Genomic DNA, 23,841 nt, shown 5'->3' with positions numbered 1-23,841 from the left:
AACCTTCGCCTTTCGGGCGCGCTGTTCCGCCATGGGCAAGAGCGACGATTACGACACCGAACTGGAGGCGCTGCAACGGCAGCTGGTCGAGACCCAGGACTGGACCATCCGTCAGGGCATCCGCACCGTCATCATCCTGGAAGGCCGCGACGCGGCGGGCAAGGACGGGGCGATCAAGCGGCTGACGGAATATTCCGCCCCGCGCCAGACCCGCGTTATCGCCCTGCCCAAACCGACCGAGCGCGAAACCGGCCAGTGGTATTTCCAGCGTTACGTCCCCCACCTGCCGGCGGCAGGCGAGACGGTGGTGTTCAACCGCTCCTGGTACAATCGCGGCGGGGTCGAGCCGGTGATGGGCTTCTGCACGCCCGAACAGGCCGAACGCTTTCTGCATGAGGCGCCGCTGTTCGAGCGGCTGCTGGTCGAGGACGGGGTGGCGCTGATCAAGGTCTGGCTGGACATCAGCCGCGACGAGCAGTCCAAACGGCTGGCCGCCCGCACCGAAGACCCGCTGAAGAAGTTCAAGGTCTCGCCGCTGGACGCCGAGGCCCAGGCGCGGTGGAGCGACTATTCCGCCGCGCGCGACCGGATGCTGGCCGCCACCCACACCGACTTCGCGCCCTGGACCGTGATCGCCACCGACAGCAAGAAGAAGGCGCGCTTGAATCTGCTGCGCCATGTGCTGCGCCGCGCCGGGCGACCGGACTGCAAGGTCGAGCGGCCCGATCGCGAGATCGTCTTCCCGGCCGATGCGGCCGAGGGTCGCCTGTTCCCCTGACCCACTGACGGCCCGCTGCAAAGCCGCTATCAAGACCGCATGTCCGCCACCGCCCCCCTTCCCGACGCCGGTCCCAGCAACTGGGTCGACCGACATGCGCCGGAGCGGTTGAAGCCGTGGCTGAAGCTGGGGCGGTTCGACCGGCCCATCGGAACCTGGCTGCTGTTGCTGCCCGGCTGGCAGGGGATCGCGCTGGCGCTGGCCCAGTATGACCGGGCGTTCGGCCTGTATGAGTTGTGGCTGGTCGTCGGCTTCGCCATCGGCGCAGCGCTGATGCGCGGGGCGGGTTGCGCGGTCAACGACATCGCCGACCGCGACTTCGACGCCAAGGTGGCGCGCACGGCGATGCGGCCCATTCCCGCCGGACTGATCTCGGTGAAACAGGCGCTGGCCTTCGTGGCGGGGCTGAGTCTGATCAGCCTGCTGATCCTGCTGACCATGAACCTGACAGCGGTGCTGCTGGGCGCGCTGTCGCTGGGGCTGGTGGCGGCCTATCCGTTCATGAAGCGGATCACCTGGTGGCCGCAGGCCTGGCTGGGGCTGACCTTCAACTGGGGCGCCCTGCTGGGGTTCGCGGCGGCGACGGGCGGCCTTTTCACCTTCGGCTGGCTGTATGTGCTGCAGGTTCAGGTCAGCGGTGACAGCTACTGGATGGCGCCGTCGTTGAAGGCGCCCGGCCATGTCGCCCTGTCCGCCCTGCTGCTCTATGCGGGCGGCGTGTTCTGGACCCTGGGCTACGACACCATCTACGCGCTGCAAGACATCGAGGACGACGCCATGGCGGGGGTGAAATCCTCGGCGCGGCGGCTGGGCGGCAAGGTGCGTCAGGGCGTGGCGATCTTCTATGTGCTGGCCGTGCTGCTGGCCGGGGCGGCGGGCGTGGCCGCCGGATTGGGGCCGCTGTTCTGGATCGGCGTCGCGGCCTACGCCCTGCATCTGGGATGGCAGGTGCGGCGTCTGGATCCCACCGACACGGCGGGCTGCCTGCGCCTGTTCAAATCCAATCGCGAGGCCGGGCTGATCCTGCTGGCCGCCATCGCTCTAGGCGCGCTGGTTTGATGCGCGCTAGGCTTCCGACCTCATGAAGGAGTTCCGCATGACCTCTCCCGTCCGGTTCCTGCTGATCGGCGCCGCCGTCGCGGCGACGCTGTCCGCCTGCCAACGCCGCGAGGACAAGGCCCCCGACGCCCCGCCGCCCGCCGCAGTGGCAGAGGCAGAGGCGCCGGTGACCAGCGCCGACGCCGCCGCGCCCCTGTCCTATGACAGCAAGAACCAGTTCGCCTCGGTCAAGCTCAGCCTGCCTGCTGCGCTCAAGGGCCAGCCAGACCTGCACGCCCGCCTTTACGCCGGGGCGGTGCGCGATCTGCGCCAGTTCGTCGAGGGCGCCCAGGCCGACCGGACCGAGGCCGGCGGCGACGGCGGCATGGCTCCGTATGAGAAGCTGATCACCGTCGAGGCCGGGGCGGAAACGGGCAAGCTGTTCAGCCTGCGCCGCGAGGATTACGATTTCACCGGCGGCGCGCACGGCAACACCCTGTTCACCGGCGTGCTGTGGGACAAGGCGCTGAAGCGCCAGATCACGATCGCCGACCTGTTCCGCAAGGGCGCCGACTTCGCCGTCCTGGACCAGGCCCTGTGCAACGCCGTCAATCAGGCCAAGGGCGTCCGCTCACCGGGCGCCCAGCCGGTCAGCCTGACGGGCAAGGACTGGTCCTGCCCCCCCGCCGCCCAGACGCCCTTCGTCCTGACCCCCGGCACGGTTCCGGGCAAGGCGGGCGGCCTGACCTTCATGATCGGCGCCTATCAGGTTGGACCCTATTCCGACGGCGCCTATTCCATCGCCGTGCCCCAGTCCGTCTTCCGCGCCCTGCTGAACCCCGCCTATGCCGACGAGTTCGCCGGTCAGCCGGTCAAGAGCGGGGATGTGACGCCGACCCGCGGATAAGCGCGACGCCTCTCCCTCCCCTTCATGGGGAGGGTGGCTGAGCCCGCAGGGCGAAGCCGGGTGGGGGCGGCAAGGCAAATCAAGCGCCGCGCCTGGTATCACCAAGCCCTCCCCACCCGGTCTCCGCTTCGCGTCGACCACCCTCCCCCTTCGTGGGAGGGAGAATGTCGCGCCTACTTCAGAAACGCATCCACCAGTTCGCCGAACCGCCCCGGCTGATCCGCCATGATGAAATGGCGGCTGTCATCGACACGGATCAGCTTCACCCCCGGCAGGGTCGTATACTCGCGCGCCCACAGGGCGTCGGCCATGGCGGCGGGCGCCCCGCCGTCGGCGTCTGACGCATACAGCGCCGTGACCGGCGTGCGCATGGCTGCCAGGCCAGGTCGGGCGTCGGTGGTCATCACGTCGCGCATGGCGGCGGCGATGGCGTGACGGTCGGACGCCAGACTCCACCGCACGATGGCCTCGCGCGTCGCCGGATCGCGGGCCATTCCGGCGCCGGTCTGCGCCTGACTGGCGGCGAAGGCGTCGTCGGGCATGGCGATCAGGGTCTGGGCCATGTTGGCGGCGATGGGCGCGGCGGTTTCGACCGTGGCGGTGGGACCGTACAGGGCGCTGAAGAAGGGCAGGCTGTCGACGCTCATCAATCGGCCGACCGTCTGCGGATGCGTCTGCGCCAGCCGCAGTCCCACCAGGGCGCCCATCGAATGGCCGATGACGGCGGGCTGGTTCAGCCCCTGCTCGCGGACATAGCGGGCCAGTTCGTCCACCACCGGCTGGACGAAGGCGCCGTCGCCATGGCTCCACGGCTCCCCGGCGAAGCCCGCCAGTTGCACCAGATGCACCCGATGGGTCGCCTTCAGCCGCTCGGCCTGGGCGGTCCATACCTCGCGAGACGAAGCCAGACCGGGGATCAGAATGACGTCAGGGCCGGACCCCGCCACCTGCACGCTGAGACGATCGGAGGCGAAGGCGGCGGGCGCCTGAACCGGCGCGGGTTCAGCCAGGGCCGGCCCGGCCATGACGCCCGCCCCGATGGACACGCCGGCGATGGAGGCGAGGAACAGGGCGCGCAGGGGCGAGCGCCCTCCGGATTGACGGAGATGCAGCATGGTCTTGATCCTTGTGTGTGAGGGGTGCGTCCGCCGGATCAACCGGCGTGCGGGTTTGCGAAAATCTCTTCCACCGGCCGCTCGAACAGGGCGGCGATGCGATAGGCGAGGTCCAGCGACGGATCGTGTTTCTCGGTCTCCAGGGCGTTGACCGCCTGACGCGAGACGCCCAGCGCCTGACCCAGCTGTTCCTGGGTCCAGTCACGCTCGACCCGCAGCAGCTTCAACCGGTTCCGCATCAGCGCGAGCTCCGGATCAGCGGCGAGATCAGGCCGAACACCGCCCAGAACAGCGGATAGATCAGCCAGCCCTCGGCGTGCGGCGCCCCGGCGAAGCTTTCGCCAAAGCCCCAGGCGCTGAACAGGGCCATCGACACGCCCGAGGCGACGATGAACCGCTTGGCCGTCAGGGCGCGGACGAACTCGTCGGATTCGCGCAGATAGCTCAGCATCGCCCAGATCTGCCCCGCGATCGGCGCAGACACCGCCAGCGCCAGGATCCAGGCGGCAGGCGTGTTCTGGATGCGGTCGAACGCGCCGCCGATGATGGCGACCATCACCGCCGTATAGCCGCCCATGAAGGCCATGGTGCGGAAGCCGTATTTCCTGGCGGCCGAGGTCCTAGGCTTTTCGCTGATGCAGTCCATTGGAAGGCGCTCCTGACTTTGTGTAAGGATAACCTTACATGCGCGATATGTCATGTCAACCTGACTTTTTATCAGGATAGCCTGACATCTAAGCTCAGGTCGCGTCCTTTTGGAAAACGGGCTAGACTGCCCCCATGGCCGCCGCCCCGCGCATCTCGCCCGCCGTGCTGTTCACGCCCGAGGAATGGGCGCCATTCCAAAGCCGCAGCGTCTGGACGGGGCCGCTTCTGGTCGCGCACTGCTGGGGCGTCATCGCCCTGGCCATAGCGACGGGCGTGATCTGGCCGCTGCTGATCCCGGTCTGCGTGGCGGTGATCGGCACGCGCCAGCTGGGCCTGGCCATTCTGATGCACGAGGCGGCGCATGGCGGCCTGTCCAGGAATGCGCGGTTGAACGATTTTCTCGGCCACTGGCTGTGCGCCGTGCCGATCGGGGCCAGCCTGACGGCCTATCGCCCGTATCACCTGAATCACCACCGCTTCGCCCAGAACCCGGAAGACCCCGACCTGATGCTGTCGGCGCCCTTTCCCGTCACGCCCGCCTCGCTACGCCGCAAGATCGTCCGCGACCTGACCGGCCAGACCTTCTTCAAGCAGCGGGTGCTGCTGCCGCTGGCCATAAGGCGTCGGGGCGCCGTCTTGGCGGACGAAGCCGCCCACGACTACGATTCCATCGTCACGGGCCGGTCGGTTGCCCCCTTCCTGATCGTCAACGCCGCCATGCTGGCCGCCTTTGTCGCGACCGGCCTGTGGTGGGCATGGTTCGCCCTGTGGCTGCTGCCCATGGCGACCTGGTTCCCGATGGTGACGCGGCTGCGGAACATCGCCGAACATGCCTGCGTCGAAGGCTCGGCGACCGACGCCTTCCGCGCCGCCCGCACCACCCGCGCCGCCTGGTGGGAGCGCGCCTTTATCGCCCCTTACTGGGTCAATTTCCACGCCGAGCATCACCTGTTCATGCACGTCCCCTGCTGGCAGCTGCCGCGTCTGCACCGCGCGGTTCGCGCCAGGCCCCGGGGCGCGGACATGGAGGTGACGTCCGGCTACGTCGAGGTGCTGCGGCTGGCCGCCTCGCGTCGCTGATCCGTCTGGCCTAGAAGCGCGCCATGCGCCTGACGCCCGAGAACGCCCCCGAGTTCATCCGCCAGAACACCCGCCTGCAGCCGGTCTCGCACACACCCGAGATTTCGCTGTGGATGGCGGACGAGGTCACGCCGATCTGGCGTCTGACGGAGGAAGAACTGGGCCAGATGGGCCTGCCGCCGCCCTTCTGGGCCTTCGCTTGGGCGGGCGGTCAGGCGCTGGCGCGCTGGCTGCTGGATCACCCGGAAGAGGTCGCGGGCAAGAGAGTCATCGACCTGGCCACCGGCTCGGGCCTGGTCGCGGTCGCGGCGATGAAGGCCGGCGCGGCCTATGTCCTGGCCGCCGACATCGACCCCTTCTGCGCCGCCGCCGTGGCCGCGAATGCGCGGGCGAACGGGGTCCAGATCGCCTTCATCGACGCCAACCTTCTGGACGCGCCGCCGCCCGCCGTCGATGTGATCTGCGCCGGCGACGTTTTCTATGAAAGGCCGATGGCCGAGGCGATGATGGCCTGGCTGACCCGCGCCCGCGCCAACGGCACGCGCGTCATCGTCGGCGATCCGGGCCGCAGCTATTTCCCGAAATCCGGCCTGACCCTGCTGGCCGAATACAGCGTGCCGACGACGCGCGAGCTGGAGGATCAGGAGGTCAAGCGCTCGCGCGTCTGGAACCTGGACTAGCTGTAGGTCGGTCTGGCCGCCTCGACCCCCGCCGCGCGCTGGCCACGATGACGACCTTCGGCGAATTCCTCGATCATCTTCGCATTGAAGGCCGGGATGTCGTCGGGCATGCGGCTGGTGACCAGGCCCTCGTCCACCACCACCTCTTCATCGACCACAGTGGCTCCGGCGTTCTTCAGGTCGATGCGGATGGTCTTGTAGCCGGTCAGGGTGCGCCCCTCGACCACGCCCGCGTCGATCAGGATCCACGGCGCATGGCAGATGGCGGCCACCGGCTTGCCCGCGTCAAAGAAGGCCCGCACGAAGGCGACCGCGTCCTTGTCACCGCGCAGCTGGTCCGGGTTGGCCACGCCGCCAGGCAGCAGCAGGGCGTCATAGACACCGGCGTCCGTCTGGCTCAGCGTTGTGTCCACCGCGATGGCGTCGCCCGGCGTCAGATGGTTGAAGCCCTGGATCGAGCCCGGTTTCAACGAAACCACGGCGACCGTCGCGCCTGCGGTCTTCAGCGCCTCGACGGGCTTCAGCAGTTCGATCTGCTCGACGCCGTCGGTGGCCAGGACGGCGACGGTCTTTCCGGTCAATTGACCCATGGGTGTCTCCTTCGAAATCGCGGTGTTGAGGAGATCGATCAACCCCGGCCGGGCGCATCGGTTGCGGCCACGCTTGGCCCCGCGACGATCCGCGCCCATCTTGAAGCCATGCGCACGCTTCTGCCGCTGCTGATCCTGTCGCTTGCGACGCCCGCCCTGGCCCAGACACGCCCGGGCGAGCCGTATCCGCAGATGAGCGTGGGCGAGCGGCATCGCTATGAAATGGACCGCCTGCGCGCCGTCAACGACGGTCAGGCGGCGCTGGCGCGTCAACAGGCGATCCAGGCACAGTTGACGGTGCTGCAGCTTGAGGCCGCTCGCCAACCTGCGCCGCCCCTGCCCTCGTCCACGCCCTATGTCCGGTCGCCTGAGGATGAACGCGCCGAACGCGAAGCCGCTACGGCCCGGCGAGAGGCGACCCGGACTGCGGTGGGTCAGATCGACGACTGGCTGGATCGCGGTCGCCAACAGCCTCGCTGAAGCATCCCTTCCCCTCGCTTCGCGTTAGCGCGTAGCTTGGGGTGATTGGACGAAAGGCCGGGATCATGCGTTGGCAAGGTGGGCGTCGCGGCGGCGGCGGGATCGAGGATCGGCGGGGACTGGGCGGCGGCGCCCTGACCGGCGGCGGCATCGGCGTCGGCATACTGGCCCTGATCGGATATTTCGTCTTTGGCATCGACCCGTCGACCACGACCCGGCTGGCCAGTCAGATGGGCGGCGTGGGCGCGGCGGAGCAACAGGGTAAGGCCGGCACGCCCGAGGATCAGGCGGGACAGTTCGTCGATGTCGTCGGCGGCAATATCAACGATGTCTGGAAGACCAGGCTGAACGGCTATACCGCGCCGGGTGTGGTCATCTACGAACAGGGCACACAGACAGGCTGCGGCTTGGGCCAGGCGGCGATGGGGCCGTTCTACTGTCCCACCGATCAGAAGGTCTATCTGGATCTCGGCTTCTGGCAGGAGATGGAGACCAAGCTGGGCGCGTCCGGCGCCGACTTCGCCCGCGCCTATGTCATCGCCCACGAGTTCGGTCACCACGTCCAGACCCTGACCGGCGCCAGCCAGCAGGTGCAGCGCGCCCAGCGCACCGCCCGCAGCGAAGCGGACGGCAACCGCCATTCCGTGGCGCTGGAGCTTCAGGCCGATTGCTACGCCGGGGTCTGGGCAGCCAACGCCTCGGCCGCATCGGGCGGGGCCGTGGCGCTGGAGCCGGGCGATCTGGAGGAGGGCATGAAGACCGCCAACGCCATCGGCGACGACACCCTGCAACGGCGGGGCGGCGGGCGGGTCGTGCCCGAGGCCTTCACCCACGGCTCCTCGGCCGAGCGGGTCGAATGGCTGCGGCGCGGCTATCAGTCAGGCGATCCCGCCGTGTGCGACACCTTTGCGCGACTCTGACGACCGCAGGTAGTTTCTTTCGCGAACGCTTGGCGACCGGGGCCGACACGGGCAAAAAGACGCCGTGTCACAGCCTGCCCCCACCGCCCGTTCGGCCCTGGCCGACGCCCGTCGCATCGTCGTCAAGATCGGCTCGTCGCTGGTCGTGGACGCAAAGTCGCGCGCACCGGCCACCGACTGGCTGGCCGCGCTGGCCGACGATCTGGCGACACTGAAGAAGGCGGGCCGCGAGGTCATTGTCGTGTCGTCCGGCGCGGTCGCCCTGGGGCGCGGACGACTGGGCCTGTCACGCAACGCCCGGCTGGACGAGAAACAGGCGGCGGCGGCCGTGGGACAGTCGCTGCTGATGCAGGCCTGGGACGAGGCGCTGCGCCCCCAGGGGCTGACGGTCGCGCAACTGCTGCTGACCCGCGACGACACCGAGCGTCGCCGCCGCTGGCTGAACGCCCGCGCCACGCTGGAGGCCCTGCTGAAACTGGGCGCCGTGCCGGTGGTCAACGAGAACGACACCGTCACCACCGAGGAAATCCGCTACGGCGACAATGACCGGCTGGCCGCCCGCACGGCGCAGCTGGCGCGGGCCGATCTGCTGATCCTGCTGTCCGACATCGACGGCCTGTACAGCGCCGACCCACGCCGCGATCCGGATGCGCGCCACCTGCCGCTGGTCGAGGCGCTGACGCCGGAGATCCTGGCCTGCGCCGGGGCCGCCAACGCCGAGGCCGACGTGGGCACCGGCGGCATGCGCACCAAGCTGGAGGCGGCGCGTATCGCCCGCTCGGCCGGGTGCGCCACCCTGATCGTCTCGGGACTGACGCCCCACCCGCTGAAGGCGCTTCAGGACGGCGCCGCCGCGACCCTGATCACCGCCCCGGCCACGCCGCTGGCCGCCTACAAACAATGGATCGCCGGCAGTCTGGAGCCGGCGGGCGTCCTGACCGTGGATGACGGCGCCCTCACCGCCCTGCGCGGCGGACGCAGCCTGCTGGTCTCGGGCGTGCGCGAGGTGCAGGGCCGGTTTGACCGTGGCGACAGCGTGCGCGTGGTCACCCCGGACGGCGCCCGCGTCGCGGTCGGTCTGGCCGCCTACGCCGCCGACGAGATGACCCGCATCCAGGGCCGTCACAGCGGCGAGATCGAGGCGCTGGTGGGCTATAAGGGGCCGGGCGTCGCCATCCACCGCGACGATCTGGTGCTGGAGGGCTGATCATGACCGACCTGATTGACCGCATGCTGGACATGGGCCGCCGCGCCCGCTTGGCCGCCGATGCCGTACGAAACGCGACGCCAGAGACCCGCACCGTGGCCCTGTCGGGCATGGCGGCCGCCGTGCGCGCTCGCGCCGACGCCATCCTGGCCGCCAACGCCCGCGACATCGAACGCGCCCGCAGCAACGGCATGGCCGAGGCGCAGATCGACCGGCTGGCGCTGAACCCGGCGCGGGTCGAGGCCATCGCCGCTGCCCTGGACGACATCGCCGCCCAACCCGACCCGCTGGGCGTCGAGACCGCGCGCTGGACCCGGCCCAATGGTCTGGATATCGCCCGCGTCCGCACCCCCATCGGCGTGCTGGCCATCATCTACGAGAGCCGGCCGAACGTGACCGCCGACACCGCCGCCCTGTGCGTGCGCGCGGGCAATGTCGCCATCCTGCGCTGCGGCTCGGATTGTCTGGACAGCTCGCTGGCGATCCATGGCGCGGTCGTTGAAGGCCTGACGGGCGCGGGCCTGCCCGGGGATGCGGTGCAACTGGTCGATACGCCGGACCGCGCCGCCGTCGGCGCCCTGCTGACCGGACTGCAGGGAACGGTCGATCTGCTGGTCCCGCGCGGCGGCAAGAGCCTGGTCGCCCGTGTCCAGGCCGAGGCGCGCGTGCCGGTGCTGGGCCATCTGGAGGGGCTGTGCCACACCTATCTGGACGCCGCCGCCGATCCGGCCATGGCGGTCGATATCGTCACCAACGCCAAGCTGCGTCGCACCTCGATCTGCGGTGCGACCGAGACCCTGCTGATCGACGCCGCCGCCGCCGAGCGTTTGCTGCCGCCGGTCGTCCAGGCCCTGATCGCCAAAGGCTGCGAACTGCGCGGCGACCCTGCCGCGCGCGTCATCATCCCGACCATGGCAGTTGCGGATGAGGCCGACTGGACCACCGAATATCTGGCCCCGATCCTGTCGGTCGCCGTGGTCAACGGCGTGGACGGCGCGGTCGATCACATCCGCCGCTACGGCTCCGGCCACACCGAGGCGATCGTGACCCATGACGCCGAAGCCGCCGCCCGCTTCCTGACGGCCGTCGATAGCGCCATCGTCATGTGGAACGCCTCGACCCAGTTCGCCGACGGCGGCGAGTTCGGCTTCGGCGGCGAGATCGGCATCTCCACCTCGCGCCTGCATGCGCGTGGGCCGGTCGGGGCCGAACAACTGACCAGCTACAAATACGTCGTGCGCGGGACGGGCCAGACGCGGGGCTAGACCACCGCCACCTCCAGCAATCGCGACACCGACAGGTCGCCGGCGCCCAGATCCAGCCGCACGCGTCGCCCCTCGAACGCGCCCATTCCTACCAGCGCGCGGGGGAATCCGGGCAGGCGGACATCAGCGTAAATTGGCACCCGTGCGGCCCGATGAACCGTCCCGCCGATGCTGATTTCGGCGGCCTCGACCACCGTCGAGGCAATGGCGCCGCCCAGAACAATGCTGGTTCCCGGCCGCGCAGGACGTCCGTCCAGCAGCCCCGCCTCGGTCGCCGCCTCTTGGCTGAGCGACAGCAAGGCCGAGGCGCCGGTGTCGATCACCGCTTCCAGCGACCGACCCTCGACCTCGACCGCCAACGACAGAGCCCCGCCCTTCAGCCGCGTCTCCAGCTCATGCAGATCGGCTGCGGGCGAGTGGGCGTGAGGGCGCGACAATCGCAGGCGGCGGCGCTCCGTATCCAGATCCAGCGTCAACAGACGCAGCACGTCCTGACCCAGGATCAGCGGCGTCCCCAGCCCCTCGGGCAAGGCCAGAGGGCCGAGATCCAGGACGGCGGCGCGTAGCCGGTTTAGGCCCAGCTGGCCGATCGCGACATCCAGCGTCACCCCCCGCCCGACCTGCGGCTGGCCGCCGACGCCAAAGGCGACCATGGGAATCTCGAAGACGGGCAGGTCGGCGCCCGCAGCGGTCAGGCCGGCGACCAGGGCGCGGTCGATCACCGAATATTGCGCCCCGCTGTCGATCAAGGCCGCGACGTCACGCCCGGCGAGTCGGACCTGCACGGTCGGTGTCGAGGCAGCGGAGACATAGGGCGTCCAGCCTGTGCTTTCGCCCTCGCCTGTGAAGGCGACCCGGGGCGCGGGCCACAGCAGATGATCGCGGACCCACCAGGCCCCGCCCAGGCCGCCGGCCAACAGGCCCAGCCGGATCAGAAGATCGCGTCGCTTCATCACCACAGACATGAGGCCGAACGTCGTCGAACGCCAGAGAGAGGCCCGCGAAACGCCGTCACAGCCGGTATTTCTACATGACGACAGCGAACGGGGCCGATACGAAGAGGAGGTGATGATCGCCTCTCCCTCTCCCGCCCTTTACCGCTCCACCCGCGATTCCAGCGACGGTCCCGGCGTCGATTTCACCGACGCCTTGCTGCGCGGCATCGCGCCCGACGGCGGCCTGTACATGCCGGCCGCCTGGCCGACCCTGCCCGCCGGCGCGACGGCGCCGGGCCAGACCTATGCGGCGATGGCCAGGGCGGCGATGGGCCCCTTCCTCGGCGACGCCCTGCCGGTTGGAGCGCTGGACCGCGCGCTGGATCGACTGGTCGCCGGCTTTGATCATTCGACGGTGACGCCCCTGGTCGAGCTGGAGCCCGACCTGTTCGTGCTGGAGCTGTTCCACGGTCCGACGGCGGCGTTCAAGGATTTGGCCATGCAACTGGTCGCCGCCCTGTCGGACGAGGCGCTGGCCGCCACGGGCGAACGGCTGACCCTGCTGACCGCCACCAGCGGCGACACCGGCGCTGCGGCAGTACGCGCCTTTGCGGGGGCCGAGCGCATCAATCTGGTGGTGCTGCACCCGCTGGACCGAGTCTCGCCCGTGCAACGCAAACAGATGACGACGGTCCAGGCGGACAACGTCCTGAACCTGGCCGTGCGCGGCGATTTCGACGACTGCCAGCGTCTGGTGAAGGGACTGTTGGCGGACGAAAGCCTGCGCGGCGGGCGGCGGCTTTCCTCGGTCAATTCGATCAACTGGGGCCGGCTGGCAGGCCAGATTCCGTACTATGTCTCGGCCACGGCCCAACTGGGCCAGGCGGCGACCTTCGTCGTGCCGACCGGCAATTTCGGCGACGCGTTTGCGGGGATCGCGGCGCGCAAGATGGGTCTGCCCGCGCGCAACTTCGTCGCCGCCGTCAACCAGAACGACGCCCTGGCCCGCGCCATCAACGACGGTGTCTACGCCCGCCGCCCGGCTGTCGAGAGTGGCAGCGTGTCGATGGACGTTCAGGCGCCCTCGAACTTTGAACGGCTGGTGTTTGAGGCGTCCGGCCGCGACGCCGACGCGACCCGCGCGGTGTTCGAAACCTTCGCCCGCGACGGGTCGGTCATCCTGCCCCCCGACCTGCTGGCCGCGCTGCGGGCACAGGTCGCGGCCGTCTCCATCGACGAGGCCGGCACCCGCGCCGAGATCGCCCGCGCCCATGCCGACTGGGGCCGCGTCGTCTGTCCGCACACCGCCGTCGCCCTGGCCGCCGCGCAGACGCTGGATCGCGCAGAAGGCCCCGTCGTCGCCCTGTCCACCGCCCATCCGTCGAAATTCGGCGCCTTCGTCTCGGGCGTTCTGGGCTTCGAGCCCGAGCCCGCGCCCGTCATTCGCGCTCTGGGCGAGCGTCCCGAACGCCTGACGATCATCGACAACACACCCGAGGCGGCGCTGGCGGCGGTGAAGGGCTTTGTCGCCTAGCTTTCCGAAGCGGGTCGCCTAGATCATGGAGGCAAGGAGCCCGCCATGATCGACACCCCCGCCAGGACCGCCGTCCTCTATCGCATGGTGATGAAGGACCACGTCTGTCCCTGGGGTCTGCGCGCCCGGCATCTGCTGCGCCGCCGGGGCTATCAGGTCGATGACCGCTGGCTGGAAACGCGCCAGGCGACCGACGCCTTCAAGGCCGAACTCGGGGTCAAGACGACGCCCCAAACCTTCATCGACGGCGCCCGCATCGGCGGCTACGACGACCTGCGGCGCTTCTTCGGGCTGAAGGTGCGTGATCCGAAGGCGCTAACCTATACGCCGGTGCTGGTGGTCTTCGCGGTCACGGCCCTGATGGCGCTGGCGGCCAGCCATGCGGCGTTCGGATCGCCCTTCACCGTCCGTGCGGGCGAATGGTTCATCGCCTTCAGTATGTGCGCCCTGGCGATGCTGAAGCTGCAGAACCTGGACAGCTTCGCGACCATGTTCCTGAACTACGACCTGCTGGCCAAACGGTGGGTTCCGTATGGCCGGGTCTATCCGTTTGCGGAGCTGGGGGCCGGGGTGTTGATGGCGGCGCACGCCCTCACCTGGCTGTCGGCGCCCGTCGCCCTGTTCATCGCCGGGATCGGCGCGGTCTCGGTGTTCAAGGCGGTCTATGTCGACAAGCGTGAGCTGAAATGCGCCTGCGTCGGCGGCGACAGCAATGTGCCGCTGGGCTTTCTGTCACTGACCGAGAACCTGATGATGATCGCCATGGCCGTGTGGATGCTGGCCCGGATCTAGGGGGTCAGGCCACCTGTTCCGCCGCCCAGTAGTCCAGCCGCCTTAGGAAGGGCGCCGGATCCTTGGGCGTGACCAGATTGGCCGGGTCGTGGAACAAGCGGTCATGCAGCCGGGTCAGGGTAAAGCGTACCGCGGCCGCCGCGCCCAGCGCCGGCAGGGCCGCCTGCTCGGCCACACTCAGGGGGCGGACGCTCTCATACCCCTTCTGAAAGGCGCGCAGGGCGGCCCGTATCGGTCGCCCCTCGGCGTCAAAACCCCAGGCGCTGAGCGCGATGGCCAGATCGTAGGCAAAGGCGTCGTCGCAGGCGAAATAGAAATCGATCACCCCGCCGATATCGCCGCCGTCGAACAGCACATTGTCGGGGAAATAGTCCGCATGGATCGGACCGCGCGGCAGGTTCGGATCCGCCCACGATTCCGCCGCGCGCGACAGCATCTTCCTGATCCGCTCCAGCATCGCCCGTTCTTCACCCGTTGCGACGGTGTCGCAGCGCGCGGCCAGCGTCGTCCAGGCGTCCGGCCCCACCGGATTGGCACGGGTCATGGCGAACCCTTGGGCGTCCAGATGCAGCAGGGCCAGCACCTGCCCCGCGCGATACCGGTCCCGCTCTGACGGCGCGCGCAGCCAGGCGCCAGGCGCCCAGTTCACCACCGCCGCCGCCCGCCCGTTCAGCCGCCCGATCAGCTGTCCGCGCCGATCCGTAACGGGCGCCGGCGTCGGGAAACCAGCCGCTGCCAGTCGCCGCGTCAGCCTCAGGCAATAGGGCAGCGCCGCCGCGTCCGTGCGTCCCTCGAACAGGGTCAGGACGAACCGCCCCGCCGTGGTGTCCAGGCGATAGTTGGTGTTCTCCACCCCCTCGACGATCGGCTCCAGCGCGGTCAGTTCGCCCAGGTCATGGTCGGCCAGGAACGCCTGGGCCTCGGCTTCGGATACGGGGGTGAAGACGGCCATCGTGGAACTTCAAATTCGGGCTTCGGCGCGGGCGCGCATCAGGTCGTTCAGGTCGGCCAGCAGGCTTTCAGCCGTGGCCCAGCGGCCGGCGCCGCGTCCGCGACACGTCCACACCCGACCGCCCTGACCGATGACCTTCAAGGCGTTGCCCTCTCCGCGCAGGGACAGGAAAAGGGGATCCACCCCCTCGGCGTCAAGTCGCACGGCGGCGGACAGGCCCGTCTCTTCGGCGCGGCAGGACGCGACCTGACGCGCATCGCCCGTGGGCGCGGCCTCGGCGGACAGCACGTCGCGGGCGATCTCGGACGGCGCGGCGCCGAACGCCTCATAGGCCAGCAGCTTCACCTTGGCGGCGGCGTCGTGGCCCTCCAGATCGGCCGAGGGATCTTCCTCGGCAAAGCCGGCCAGCCGCGCTTCGTGCAACGCCTGATCGAAGGCAGCGCCCTGGCCCAGCCGCTCCAGCATGAAGTTGACGGTGCCGTTCAACACCGCCTCGAAGGCTACGACCGGCCCGGCGGCGCGCGCCGCGCGGATGGTCTCGACCATGGGCGAGCCGCCGCCGACCGAGGCCGACCACAGCACCCGCGCGCCCTTGTCGGCGGCCAGGACCAGAAGCCCGCCGGGGTCGCGCGCGACGGCCTGCTTGTTGGCGCTGGCCACGTCCACGCCGCGTTCCAGCGCCGCGCGGACCAGGGCGTATCCCGCCTCGCCGTCCGACAGGGCCTCCAGCAGCACCTCGGGGCGCCGGTCCAGCAGATCGGCCGGATCGGTCACGAACAGATGGGCGGGACAGTCGATGTCGCGCGGCTTGAGCGGATTGCGCACCAGCACGCCCACCACCTCGAACCGCGGATCCGGCAGCAGGCGGCGTAGCGCCCCGCCGCCGACCACGCCGCACCCGGCCACCGCGACGCGCAGGCGTTTCTGCGGACGCGCCGGCGCGGGCGCTTCGGACCGGTCGCCGATCAGGGTGTGGTCGGCGCGGCCCAGGGCGGCGATCTCGATCTGCACGCCGCGCTGGCGGCCCAGGTCGATGGCGTCCGTCTGGACCAGGCGTCCGCCCAAGCGACACGCCTCGTCCCAGCTGGCGTATGCGAAACGGCGGGCCGCGCCGCGCGCCGGATCGTGGTCGTACAGGCCGTCGACATCCTTCACCAGTCGCACCCGGTCCAGCCCCAGTTCAGCGGCCAGGAAGGCGGCTGTCAAATCCGATCCGCCGCGTCCCAGCAAGGCCACGCGCCCGTCCGCCCGCACGGCGCCGAAGCCGGGCGCCACCACCACCTGATGCGCCACCAGCGCAGCCTTCAATCCGTCGCCGACCAGGGCCAGCGGATGAGCGTGCTCGGACGGCCCGGCGGCCAACAGGCCCAGTTCGCGCACCGACAGGGCCCGGGCATCCAGGCCGACACGGTCGCAGGCGATGGCCACCAGCGCCGCCGCCCGTTCTTCGCCCAGGGCCACATAGGCGGGCAACAGGTCGTTGTCGTGCGCCAGGCCCAAGGCCCGCGCCTCGGACAGCAGCCGGTCCGTCTCGCCCGCCAGGGCCGAGACCACCGCCACCACCCGGCGCCCGGCGCGGACATGGGCATAGATTTCAGACGCCACGGCCGGGGCGTCGGCGGGCGAGGTCAGCACCGAACTGCCGAACTTCAGCACCACGACGGCGGCGGGATCAAGCGCGCCCGCCAGATTGGCGACGGGGGCGGGGCGGCTGTGCAGGGCGACGACGGACATGGGATTTCTCGATTTTTCGAAGGCGGCGTGGGGAGGCGGCGAAACGGGCAAAGAAAAACCCCGCCCGGGCGAACCGGGCGGGGTTTGGGTGTGTGGCTGAGACCTGTGCTCGGCGCGCGCTACCCTCTCCCCACCCGACGGGTGGCGGTGATGGTGGTACCCATGGTCATACCGATGACGCCGGCCATCCGGCCGGTCGTGTCGTCAGCGATGAGAAGGGCGCGCAGCGTCATGGGGAGTAGCGGACAGGTCCGGTTGAAACGTGGCCCAAGCCTGATGCATGGGCGCGGCCGCCGTCAAGCCTCAATGGTGAAATTTTTCCACTAGCGACAACCTGTAGCATTTTTGACCACGCAGTCGCGATTGTTCGCGACATTGAGGTTGAAAATTTCACTTGACGATCCGGCTGCGTTTTCGCCACCGTAGGGGCGCTCATCAAGACCGGCTGAGGGATAGGCCCTTTGACGCCGGGGCAACCATCGGGGACACCCCCCGAAACGGTGCCAACTCCTGCGGGGATTCCGTCACCGGATTCCGCGAGAGATGAGGGACGCGTCGGCAGGCGACGCGACCACCGTCTGTCGACGCATGGGTCCTTGCCGGGCGTGATCGCCAAGCCGGACGCCACGAATGACCCTCGCCTTCCCCGAAACGACTTCCGAACCTCGCTGTCGCCCCGCGCCGGCTCGCCGTCCGGCGGCCATCGGCCGGGGCGTGCCCGCCGCGACCGACGTGTTCGCCGACATCCCCGCCGACTTCCGCCTGGCGTCGGGCGAACGCCTGTCGCAAGGCCGCGTGGCCGGACGCCTGCACGGCCCGGCCGGGGCGCCGCTGATCATCGTCGCGGGCGGCATTTCCTCGGATCGTTGCGTGCACCGGACCGAGACGCGCGGCCTGGGTTGGTGGTCGGGCGCCGTGGCGCCGGGCGCGCCGATCGACCTGACCCGGTTTCAGGTTCTGGCCTTTGATTTCGCGCCAGATTTCGGCCCCGAGGCCATCGAGGCGAAGACGCCGCTGACCGTCACCACCCACGACCAGGCGCGCCTGCTGGCCCTGCTGCTGGACCGGATCGGGGCGGCCTCGGCGGCGGCCTTCGTCGGCTGCTCCTACGGCGGCATGATCGCCCTGGCCTTCGCCGAGCTGTTCCCCGCGCGGGTCGAGCAGCTGGTGGTGGTTTCGGGCGCCCACCGGCCCCATCCGCTGGCCACCGCCTGGCGCGGAATCCAGCGGCGCATCCTGCAACTGGGCCTGGCCTCTGGCCGAACGGACGAGGCGATCTCGCTGGCCCGCGAACTGGCCATGACCACCTATCGCACGCCTGAGGAATTCGGCCTGCGCTTCGACGTGGCCGCGCCGGACCGGGCGGGCCAGACCTATCCGGTCTGTGACTATCTGCGCTCACGCGGGCGCGCTTATCGCGACCGCACCAGCCCATCGCGCTGGCTGACGCTGTCGGATTCCATCGACCGTCACAGCGTCACGCCCGAGGCGGTCCGCACACCGACCACCCTGGTCGGCTTCACCTCCGATCGCCTGTGCCCGATCGAGGACATGCAGGAGCTGGCCGACCGCCTGCCCGCCCTGTTCCGCTTCGTCCAGGCCCCCTCCCTCTACGGCCACGACGCCTTCCTGAAGGAAGACGCCCTGGTCGCCGACATCCTGTGCGCCGCCCTGAAGGACATCGCCCAATGACCCGCCCGACCGATCCCCGCACCCTCGCTGCCCGCACCGGCGTCGATCAGGATACGGCCCACGGCGCGGTCATGCCGCCGCTGTATCTGTCGTCGAACTATTCCTTCGCCGGCTTCGACCAGAAGCGTCGCTACGACTATTCGCGCTCGGGCAATCCGACCCGCGACGTGCTGGCCGAGACCCTGGCCGGGCTGGAGGGCGGCGCCGGCTGCGTGGTCACGGCCACCGGCATGGCGGCGGTCGACCTGCCACTGTCGCTGCTGAACCCCGGCGACCTGCTGATCGCGCCGCACGACTGTTACGGCGGCACCCATCGCCTGCTGACCGCCCGAGCCAGGAAGAGTCATTTCCGCCTGGCCTTCGTCGATCAGAACGACGGCGCGGCCATGGACGCCGCCCTGGCCGACGGCGCGAAACTGGTGCTGGTCGAGACGCCGTCCAACCCCCTGCTGCGCGTCGTCGATGTGGCCGAGGTCTGTCGCCGCGCCCATGCCGTGGGGGCCAAGGTGGTGGCCGACAACACCTTCCTGTCGCCGGCCCTGCAACGCCCGCTGGAGCTGGGGGCCGACATCGTCGTTCACTCGACCACCAAATACATCAACGGCCATTCCGACGTGGTCGGCGGCGCGGTCATCTGCGCCGACCCCCGCGACCACGACGAGCTGGCGTGGTGGGCCAACTGCCTGGGGGTCACGGGCTCGCCGTTCGACGCCTATCTGACCCTGCGCGGCGTGCGCACCCTGTTCGCGCGGATCGAGCGGCAGCAGGCGACGGCCGACGCCGTGGCCCGCGTGCTGGACGCCCATCCGGCGGTGCGTACCGTCCACTATCCGGGCCTGGCCTCCCACCCCGGTCACGATCTGGCCGCGCGTCAGCAGCTGGGCTTCGGCGCCATGCTGTCGTTCGAACTGGATGGGGGTGTCGAGGCGGTCCGCGCCCTGGTCGAGGATCTGGAGGTCTTCACCCTGGCGGAATCGCTGGGCGGGGTCGAAAGCCTGATCGCCCACCCGGCCACCATGACCCACGCCGCCATGGACGCCGAGGCGCGCCGCATCGCCGGCATCGGCGACGGCCTGCTGCGCCTGTCGGTCGGGCTGGAGCATCAGGACGACCTGATCGCCGACCTGACCCGTGCGCTGGACGCCTTGCCGGCGGCGATCGCCAAGGCGGCCTGATTGTCAGCGGTGACAGGCGGTCCATCCGGCGCCCCCCGGGCCGGATGGACCGCCATCGCCACGGAACAGCCCTCCCGGCCCCAGGCGAAGAACAGCGAACTTCCCCCGAAGTCCGCTGTCCCATATCTGGACACAAGCCGAACGGCGTTGTCCACGCCCCTCGCCCTCAAGGCGAGGTTTAAGCTTAACAAGCGTGGCTTTTAGGCCACCGTCAGCGGGACCGGCCGAAGGGCACGACCTTGTTGTCGCCGTCGTGGCCGATGTCCGCCTCGCCCAAAAACGGAATGCCCGACCGCGCGCACCAGTAGCGGACGATCTCTTCCGGCGTCTGGCCAAAGTCCGGCTCGTTATAGGTGATGTCGCTGACGCGACCCAGGCGGATGCCCGCGACCCGGCGGATCGAGGCCTGGCCGGTCAGGTGGAACATCATCCGGTCGATCCGGTACAGCGCCTCGGACACCTCCTCCAGCATCAGGACATGTCCGGTCAGGTCCGGCTCCAGCGCCGTGCCGATCAGCTGGTCCAGGATGGTCAGGTTGAAGGCCACGGCCGGGCGATCGTCCAGATTCGGCTCCAGCCCCGAGGTCTTGCCCTTGGTCAGCCAGTCGATCGACCGCTGCACCGTCTGCGGCCCGGTGCGCCGGTTGATGTCGGACACCATCGGTCCGTGGGCGACGTGCGGGAACCCGGCCTTGTAGAGCGCAGCCAGTATGCTGCCCGCGTCGGAATAGCCCAGGTAACGCTTGCTCCGCGCCTCAGGCCCCAGCCCCTGCACCACCGCTTCGGCGATCCGGCACGAGCCATAGCCGCCGCGCGCGAACCACACGGCGCCCAGACGCGGGTCGTTGGCGAATTCGATGACCGCGCGGGCGCGGGCGGCGTCGTCGCCGGCGAAATGGCCGTGGTTTTCGAAACTGGCCTCATGGAACACCAGGCCGACATCGCCGGTGGGATACCGTTCGGCCATGAAGGCCGTCATGCGATCGGCGGTTTCCCGACTGAAGCGGGACGAGGCGGCGACGACACCGATCTTCATGAACGACAGGCTCTGGTCTGATGCTGCGCCCGTGCTAGTCAGGCCGCCGGACCATCCCCGGTTTCGGCCCAAAAGATCAAGACGCAGATGCAGACGGACGCCCCCTACTTCTTTTGCGGCATCGGCGGCTCGGGCATGTTGCCGCTGGCGCTGATCGTTCAGGCGCGGGGCGCGCGGATCGAGGGCTCGGACCGGTCGCGCGACCAGGGCCGGACGCCCGAGAAATTCGCCTGGCTGCAAGATCACGGCGTCACCCTGCACCCCCAGGACGGATCGGGCGTCACGCGGGCGGAGCAGATCGTCGTCGCCTCGGGCGCGGTCGAGGATACGGTGCCCGACATCGCCGCCGCCCGCCGGGTGGGCGCGACGGTTTCGACCCGCCCCGAAATGCTCAGCCGGCTGTTCAACGCCGCCCCGACCTCGGTCGGCGTGGCCGGCACCAGCGGCAAGTCCACCATCACCGGCATGGTGGCCTGGATCCTGTCGCAGGCCGGACGCGACCCCACCGTGGTCAACGGCGCGGTGATGAAGAATTTCGTCGACGCCGACCATCCCTTCGCCAGCGCTTTGGTCGGCGCGCCCGATCTGTTCGTGGCCGAGGTGGATGAAAGCGACGGCTCCATCGCTCGCTATGATCCGACCGTGGCCGTGATCTCCAACATCTCGCTGGACCACAAGTCGATGGAGGAGTTACGCGACCTGTTCGGCGGCTTCGTGCATCGCGCGCGCCATGCGGTGCTGAACCTCGACAACCCGGAAACGGCGGCCTTGGCTCAAACCCTGTCGCAGGACGTGGCCCCCGATCGCATCGCCACCTTCGCCCTGGGAAACGAGAGCGCCGACCTGTCGGCCCATGATCTGGAGCCCCTGCCCGCCGGCATGCGTTTCGACCTGATCGAGCGCGAGAGCGGCGCGCGGCGCACGATGACGCTGAACGTGCCCGGCGCGCACAATGTCGCCAATGCCCTGGCCGCGCTGGGGGCCGTGCGGGCGCTGGGCGTCGATCTGGATCAGGCCATCGCCGCGCTTGAGACCTTTTCCGGCATTCGCCGCCGGATGGAGGTGGTCGGCACGGTGAACGGGATCACCGTCATCGACGACTTCGCCCACAACCCGGACAAGATCGCCGCGACGCTGAAGACGCTGCACGCCTTTGACGGACGCCTGCTGATCATGTTCCAGCCGCATGGCTTTGGCCCGCTGAAGCTGATGCAGGACGAGTTCGTTGAGGGTTTCGCGGGCCTGATGCGGCCCGACGACGTGCTGTTGATGCCCGAGCCCGTCTATTTCGGCGGCACCACCGATCGCAGCGTCGGCAGCGAGGACATCGCCCGGGGCGTGCGCGCGGCCGGCCTGCATGCCGAAGCGCTGGCCGACCGTCCGGCCTGCGGGGACCGGCTGGTGGAACTGGCGCGACCCGGCGACCGGATCGTGATCATGGGCGCGCGCGACGACACCCTGTCGGTCTTCGCGGCCGAGGTTCTGGACCGGCTGGCGGACTGATCCGCCATCGGATCAATTGTCGAAAACTCGTGTCAAAACATTCATTTCCGGACAAGCGCCTGTTAAGCTGAGCGGCCTAGACCCTGCCTGCGTAACAAGGGGCGGGCATGGCCAACAGCGGCGCCAGAATCGGCGATTTCGTGGAGCGGACCCAGGCGGCGTCGCCTGGGGCTGCCGGCTCGGATATTCTCGAACGCTTCCAGGCCGAACCCGACACCCTGGTCATCGCCGTGATCGACGCAGAGGATCGGCCGGTCGGCCTGATCGAACGCAACGCCCTCACCCTGAAGATGGCCGCCGAGTTCGGCCGCGCCCTGTACGCCCGCCGACCGGTGACCGCGCTGATGGACCCGGCGCCGTTGATCGTGGACGCCGACGCCCAGGTCGAGGCCCTGTTCCAGGGCATGGACGCGGCGGGCATCAACGCCCTGCTGAAGGGATTCATCGTCACCGCGAACGGGCGCTATGTCGGCGTCGGCTCGGGCCTGCAACTGCTTCAGGCGGGGGCCGCCGTGCATCGGCGCCGCGCGGAAACCCTCAGCGACCTGGCTCAAAATTTGGCCCGCGCCGAGGCCGAGGCCCGCGCCTCCAGCCGGGCCAAGTCGGAATTCCTGGCGGTGATGAGCCACGAGATCCGCACCCCGCTGAACGGCGTGCTGGGTGTCGCCGGCCTGATGGAGCGCGAGCTGACGCAGGACAGTCTACGCCCCCACGTCCGCACCATTCTCGATTCGGGCCACAGCCTGCTGCGCCTGCTGACCGATGCGCTGGACATGTCGCGGGCCGAGGCCGGCATGCTGACGCTGGAGACCGGGCCGGTGCATCTGGACGCGGTCGCCGCCGATCTGTCGGCCCTGTGGCGCCCCCGCGCCGAGGAACAGGCGCTGGACTTCACCGTCACCTGCGACACGGCCGGTCATGACTGGGTCATGGGCGACGAGATGCGGCTGAAGCAGTTGCTGAACAATCTGATCGGCAACGCCCTGAAATTCACCAAGACGGGCCGGGTCGCGGTGCGGATCACCAGCCGCTGGCAAGACGACGGCGTCGGCATCGAAGGCTGGGTCGACGACAGCGGACCCGGCGTGCCCGACGACAAGGCCGCCGCCATCTTCCAGCCCTTCAACACCGGCGACGCCGGGCGTGGCGGCGCGGGCGCCGGACTGGGTCTGGCGATCTGTCGCCAGATCGTCGAGCGGATGGAGGGCGAACTGACAGTGGCGCGATCCCCGTTCGGCGGCGCCCGTTTCCACTTCGGACTGCGCCTGCCCTGTTGCGGTCCCGAGATGCGCGTCGTGGCCACTCCGGCGGCCGAGCCGACGCCGCACGAGACGCTGCATGTGCTGGTGGTGGACGACAACGCCGCCAACCGTTTCGTAGCCGGGCGTGTGCTGGAGCTGTTCGGCTGCACCCACGAAACCGCCGAGGACGGACGTCAGGCGGTGGAGCGCGCGACCCTGGGCGGGCTGGATCTGATCCTGATGGACATCAAGATGCCGGTGATGGACGGCGTCACCGCCGCCCGCGCCATCCGCGCCCTGCCCGGCCCGGCATCCCGGGTCCCGATCCTGGCCCTGACCGCAAACGCCGACCCGCGCGACGAGGTCGAATATCGGGCCGCGGGCATGGGCGGCGTGGCCCAGAAGCCGATCCAGCCAGACACCCTGCTGAACGCCATTCGCCGGCTGCTGGAGGCACCGCCCCTGGAACAGGCGGCCTGATCGACGCAGGCGGCAACCTGGCGGCTTCCTGAGTATTGTAACGCTTGATGCAGGACCTC

Annotated in this window: 23 protein-coding genes and 1 riboswitch; of the genes, 15 read left to right on the top strand and 8 right to left on the bottom strand. The window is 69.5% G+C overall.

Going from position 1 to position 23,841, the window contains the following annotated elements; genetic code table 11:
• Positions 1-31 precede the first annotated feature (31 nt).
• Genes ppk2 through EON91_RS01385 form a run of 3 tightly spaced genes read left to right on the top strand, consistent with a single transcriptional unit; the run spans position 32 to position 2,723 of the window.
• On the top strand, positions 32-778 hold the full coding sequence (gene ppk2 / locus EON91_RS01395) for a polyphosphate kinase 2 (protein ID WP_292091088.1): 747 nt from the start codon (positions 32-34) through the stop codon (positions 776-778).
• 39 nt (positions 779-817) lie between these two features.
• Positions 818-1,837 (top strand): UbiA family prenyltransferase, encoded by a 1,020-nt coding sequence (locus EON91_RS01390; protein WP_292091086.1) that lies wholly within the window; start codon positions 818-820, stop codon positions 1,835-1,837.
• Positions 1,838-1,874: 37 nt separating this feature from the next.
• On the top strand, positions 1,875-2,723 hold the full coding sequence (locus tag EON91_RS01385) for a DUF3298 and DUF4163 domain-containing protein (protein WP_292091085.1): 849 nt from the start codon (positions 1,875-1,877) through the stop codon (positions 2,721-2,723).
• 173 nt (positions 2,724-2,896) lie between these two features.
• Here the strand turns inward: EON91_RS01385 and EON91_RS01380 are convergent, their stop codons facing one another.
• The 3 genes from EON91_RS01380 to EON91_RS01370 are packed head-to-tail and all read right to left on the bottom strand — an operon-like array spanning position 2,897 to position 4,484.
• Positions 2,897-3,838, bottom strand: coding sequence for an alpha/beta hydrolase (locus tag EON91_RS01380; RefSeq protein WP_292091084.1), 942 nt, complete (start codon positions 3,836-3,838; stop codon positions 2,897-2,899).
• A 38-nt stretch (positions 3,839-3,876) separates the two neighbouring features.
• Complete coding sequence (locus EON91_RS01375) at positions 3,877-4,077, bottom strand: helix-turn-helix transcriptional regulator (RefSeq protein ID WP_292091083.1); 201 nt, start codon at positions 4,075-4,077, stop codon at positions 3,877-3,879.
• A complete protein-coding gene (locus tag EON91_RS01370; RefSeq protein WP_292091080.1) occupies positions 4,077-4,484 on the bottom strand; it encodes a hypothetical protein in 408 nt (135 codons plus the stop codon). The genes EON91_RS01375 and EON91_RS01370 overlap by 1 nt, the downstream gene beginning before the upstream one ends.
• A gap of 134 nt (positions 4,485-4,618) precedes the next feature.
• On the opposite strand from EON91_RS01370, the gene EON91_RS01365 reads away from it, so the two are divergent.
• Both EON91_RS01365 and EON91_RS01360 read left to right on the top strand, forming a co-directional pair.
• On the top strand, positions 4,619-5,566 hold the full coding sequence (locus tag EON91_RS01365; protein WP_292091079.1) for a fatty acid desaturase family protein: 948 nt from the start codon (positions 4,619-4,621) through the stop codon (positions 5,564-5,566).
• Between the two features lie 23 nt (positions 5,567-5,589).
• On the top strand, positions 5,590-6,246 hold the full coding sequence (locus EON91_RS01360; RefSeq protein WP_292091077.1) for a methyltransferase: 657 nt from the start codon (positions 5,590-5,592) through the stop codon (positions 6,244-6,246).
• Here EON91_RS01360 and EON91_RS01355 read toward each other — a convergent pair.
• The gene (locus EON91_RS01355) at positions 6,243-6,836 is read right to left on the bottom strand and encodes a type 1 glutamine amidotransferase domain-containing protein (RefSeq protein WP_292091076.1); all 594 of its coding nucleotides are present in this window, start codon (positions 6,834-6,836) and stop codon (positions 6,243-6,245) included. The genes EON91_RS01360 and EON91_RS01355 overlap by 4 nt on opposite strands.
• Positions 6,837-6,944: 108 nt before the next feature.
• Here EON91_RS01355 and EON91_RS01350 point away from each other — a divergent pair, with 108 nt between their 5' ends.
• The 4 genes from EON91_RS01350 (at position 6,945) to EON91_RS01335 (ending at position 10,708) form a co-directional block, all read left to right on the top strand.
• Positions 6,945-7,316: a hypothetical protein gene (locus EON91_RS01350; protein WP_292091075.1), complete on the top strand. Its 372-nt coding sequence runs from the start codon at positions 6,945-6,947 to the stop codon at positions 7,314-7,316.
• 65 nt (positions 7,317-7,381) lie between these two features.
• Entirely contained in the window at positions 7,382-8,236 is an 855-nt protein-coding gene (locus tag EON91_RS01345; protein ID WP_292091074.1) for a neutral zinc metallopeptidase, read from the top strand.
• A gap of 64 nt (positions 8,237-8,300) precedes the next feature.
• Positions 8,301-9,443 (top strand): glutamate 5-kinase, encoded by a 1,143-nt coding sequence (gene proB / locus EON91_RS01340; RefSeq protein WP_292091072.1) that lies wholly within the window; start codon positions 8,301-8,303, stop codon positions 9,441-9,443.
• Between the two features lie 2 nt (positions 9,444-9,445).
• Positions 9,446-10,708: a glutamate-5-semialdehyde dehydrogenase gene (locus tag EON91_RS01335; RefSeq protein WP_292091071.1), complete on the top strand. Its 1,263-nt coding sequence runs from the start codon at positions 9,446-9,448 to the stop codon at positions 10,706-10,708.
• Here the strand turns inward: EON91_RS01335 and EON91_RS01330 are convergent.
• On the bottom strand, positions 10,705-11,661 hold the full coding sequence (locus tag EON91_RS01330; protein WP_292091069.1) for an aspartyl protease family protein: 957 nt from the start codon (positions 11,659-11,661) through the stop codon (positions 10,705-10,707). The genes EON91_RS01335 and EON91_RS01330 overlap by 4 nt on opposite strands.
• Positions 11,662-11,776: 115 nt before the next feature.
• Here EON91_RS01330 and thrC point away from each other — a divergent pair, with 115 nt between their 5' ends.
• Both thrC and EON91_RS01320 read left to right on the top strand, forming a co-directional pair.
• Positions 11,777-13,177 carry a threonine synthase gene (thrC, locus tag EON91_RS01325; RefSeq protein ID WP_292091068.1) on the top strand — a complete coding sequence of 467 codons (1,401 nt, stop codon included), beginning with the start codon at positions 11,777-11,779 and terminating at the stop codon, positions 13,175-13,177.
• 45 nt (positions 13,178-13,222) lie between these two features.
• Entirely contained in the window at positions 13,223-13,969 is a 747-nt protein-coding gene (locus tag EON91_RS01320; RefSeq protein WP_292091067.1) for a MauE/DoxX family redox-associated membrane protein, read from the top strand.
• Positions 13,970-13,973: 4 nt separating this feature from the next.
• Here the strand turns inward: EON91_RS01320 and EON91_RS01315 are convergent, their stop codons facing one another.
• Entirely contained in the window at positions 13,974-14,921 is a 948-nt protein-coding gene (locus EON91_RS01315; RefSeq protein ID WP_292091065.1) for a homoserine kinase, read from the bottom strand.
• Between the two features lie 9 nt (positions 14,922-14,930).
• Positions 14,931-16,655: a homoserine dehydrogenase gene (locus tag EON91_RS01310; RefSeq protein ID WP_292091063.1), complete on the bottom strand. Its 1,725-nt coding sequence runs from the start codon at positions 16,653-16,655 to the stop codon at positions 14,931-14,933.
• Between the two features lie 429 nt (positions 16,656-17,084).
• Positions 17,085-17,205, top strand: a riboswitch (SAM riboswitch).
• An 80-nt stretch (positions 17,206-17,285) separates the two neighbouring features.
• Here EON91_RS01310 and EON91_RS01305 point away from each other — a divergent pair.
• Complete coding sequence (locus EON91_RS01305) at positions 17,286-18,347, top strand: homoserine O-succinyltransferase (protein ID WP_292091062.1); 1,062 nt, start codon at positions 17,286-17,288, stop codon at positions 18,345-18,347.
• A complete protein-coding gene (gene metB, locus EON91_RS01300) occupies positions 18,344-19,522 on the top strand; it encodes a cystathionine gamma-synthase (RefSeq protein WP_292091059.1) in 1,179 nt (392 codons plus the stop codon). The genes EON91_RS01305 and metB overlap by 4 nt, the downstream gene beginning before the upstream one ends.
• Positions 19,523-19,733: 211 nt before the next feature.
• Here the strand turns inward: metB and EON91_RS01295 are convergent, their stop codons facing one another.
• Positions 19,734-20,558: an LD-carboxypeptidase gene (locus EON91_RS01295; protein ID WP_292091058.1), complete on the bottom strand. Its 825-nt coding sequence runs from the start codon at positions 20,556-20,558 to the stop codon at positions 19,734-19,736.
• Between the two features lie 87 nt (positions 20,559-20,645).
• Between EON91_RS01295 and EON91_RS01290 the strand changes: the two genes are divergently transcribed.
• Together EON91_RS01290 and EON91_RS01285 are read left to right on the top strand one after the other, a co-directional pair.
• The gene (locus EON91_RS01290; RefSeq protein WP_292091057.1) at positions 20,646-22,061 is read left to right on the top strand and encodes a Mur ligase family protein; all 1,416 of its coding nucleotides are present in this window, start codon (positions 20,646-20,648) and stop codon (positions 22,059-22,061) included.
• Between the two features lie 107 nt (positions 22,062-22,168).
• The gene (locus EON91_RS01285; RefSeq protein WP_292091056.1) at positions 22,169-23,782 is read left to right on the top strand and encodes an ATP-binding protein; all 1,614 of its coding nucleotides are present in this window, start codon (positions 22,169-22,171) and stop codon (positions 23,780-23,782) included.
• Positions 23,783-23,841: the final 59 nt, after the last annotated feature.

The organism is Brevundimonas sp., assembly GCF_004210735.1.
Taxonomy (GTDB): Bacteria; Pseudomonadota; Alphaproteobacteria; order Caulobacterales; family Caulobacteraceae; genus Brevundimonas.
Note: the sequence above shows the minus strand (reverse complement) of the source record. Positions and strands in the feature narration are given on the sequence as shown.

Excerpts from the sequence above, each read along its gene's own strand:
- EON91_RS01320 (WP_292091067.1), top strand. The coding sequence starts at position 13,223 with ATGATCGACACCCCCGCCAGGACCGCCGTCCTCTATCGCATGGTGATG.
- metB (WP_292091059.1), top strand. The coding sequence starts at position 18,344 with ATGACCCGCCCGACCGATCCCCGCACCCTCGCTGCCCGCACCGGCGTC.
- EON91_RS01350 (WP_292091075.1), top strand. The coding sequence starts at position 6,945 with ATGCGCACGCTTCTGCCGCTGCTGATCCTGTCGCTTGCGACGCCCGCC.
- EON91_RS01285 (WP_292091056.1), top strand. The coding sequence starts at position 22,169 with ATGGCCAACAGCGGCGCCAGAATCGGCGATTTCGTGGAGCGGACCCAG.
- EON91_RS01315 (WP_292091065.1), bottom strand. The coding sequence starts at position 14,921 with ATGGCCGTCTTCACCCCCGTATCCGAAGCCGAGGCCCAGGCGTTCCTG.
- EON91_RS01380 (WP_292091084.1), bottom strand. The coding sequence starts at position 3,838 with ATGCTGCATCTCCGTCAATCCGGAGGGCGCTCGCCCCTGCGCGCCCTG.
- EON91_RS01370 (WP_292091080.1), bottom strand. The coding sequence starts at position 4,484 with ATGGACTGCATCAGCGAAAAGCCTAGGACCTCGGCCGCCAGGAAATAC.
- EON91_RS01385 (WP_292091085.1), top strand. The coding sequence starts at position 1,875 with ATGACCTCTCCCGTCCGGTTCCTGCTGATCGGCGCCGCCGTCGCGGCG.
- EON91_RS01365 (WP_292091079.1), top strand. The coding sequence starts at position 4,619 with ATGGCCGCCGCCCCGCGCATCTCGCCCGCCGTGCTGTTCACGCCCGAG.
- EON91_RS01390 (WP_292091086.1), top strand. The coding sequence starts at position 818 with ATGTCCGCCACCGCCCCCCTTCCCGACGCCGGTCCCAGCAACTGGGTC.
- EON91_RS01295 (WP_292091058.1), bottom strand. The coding sequence starts at position 20,558 with ATGAAGATCGGTGTCGTCGCCGCCTCGTCCCGCTTCAGTCGGGAAACC.
- EON91_RS01355 (WP_292091076.1), bottom strand. The coding sequence starts at position 6,836 with ATGGGTCAATTGACCGGAAAGACCGTCGCCGTCCTGGCCACCGACGGC.
- EON91_RS01290 (WP_292091057.1), top strand. The coding sequence starts at position 20,646 with ATGCAGACGGACGCCCCCTACTTCTTTTGCGGCATCGGCGGCTCGGGC.
- EON91_RS01330 (WP_292091069.1), bottom strand. The coding sequence starts at position 11,661 with ATGAAGCGACGCGATCTTCTGATCCGGCTGGGCCTGTTGGCCGGCGGC.
- ppk2 (WP_292091088.1), top strand. The coding sequence starts at position 32 with ATGGGCAAGAGCGACGATTACGACACCGAACTGGAGGCGCTGCAACGG.
- EON91_RS01375 (WP_292091083.1), bottom strand. The coding sequence starts at position 4,077 with ATGCGGAACCGGTTGAAGCTGCTGCGGGTCGAGCGTGACTGGACCCAG.
- EON91_RS01305 (WP_292091062.1), top strand. The coding sequence starts at position 17,286 with ATGACCCTCGCCTTCCCCGAAACGACTTCCGAACCTCGCTGTCGCCCC.
- EON91_RS01335 (WP_292091071.1), top strand. The coding sequence starts at position 9,446 with ATGACCGACCTGATTGACCGCATGCTGGACATGGGCCGCCGCGCCCGC.
- EON91_RS01345 (WP_292091074.1), top strand. The coding sequence starts at position 7,382 with ATGCGTTGGCAAGGTGGGCGTCGCGGCGGCGGCGGGATCGAGGATCGG.
- EON91_RS01310 (WP_292091063.1), bottom strand. The coding sequence starts at position 16,655 with ATGTCCGTCGTCGCCCTGCACAGCCGCCCCGCCCCCGTCGCCAATCTG.
- thrC (WP_292091068.1), top strand. The coding sequence starts at position 11,777 with ATGATCGCCTCTCCCTCTCCCGCCCTTTACCGCTCCACCCGCGATTCC.
- EON91_RS01360 (WP_292091077.1), top strand. The coding sequence starts at position 5,590 with ATGCGCCTGACGCCCGAGAACGCCCCCGAGTTCATCCGCCAGAACACC.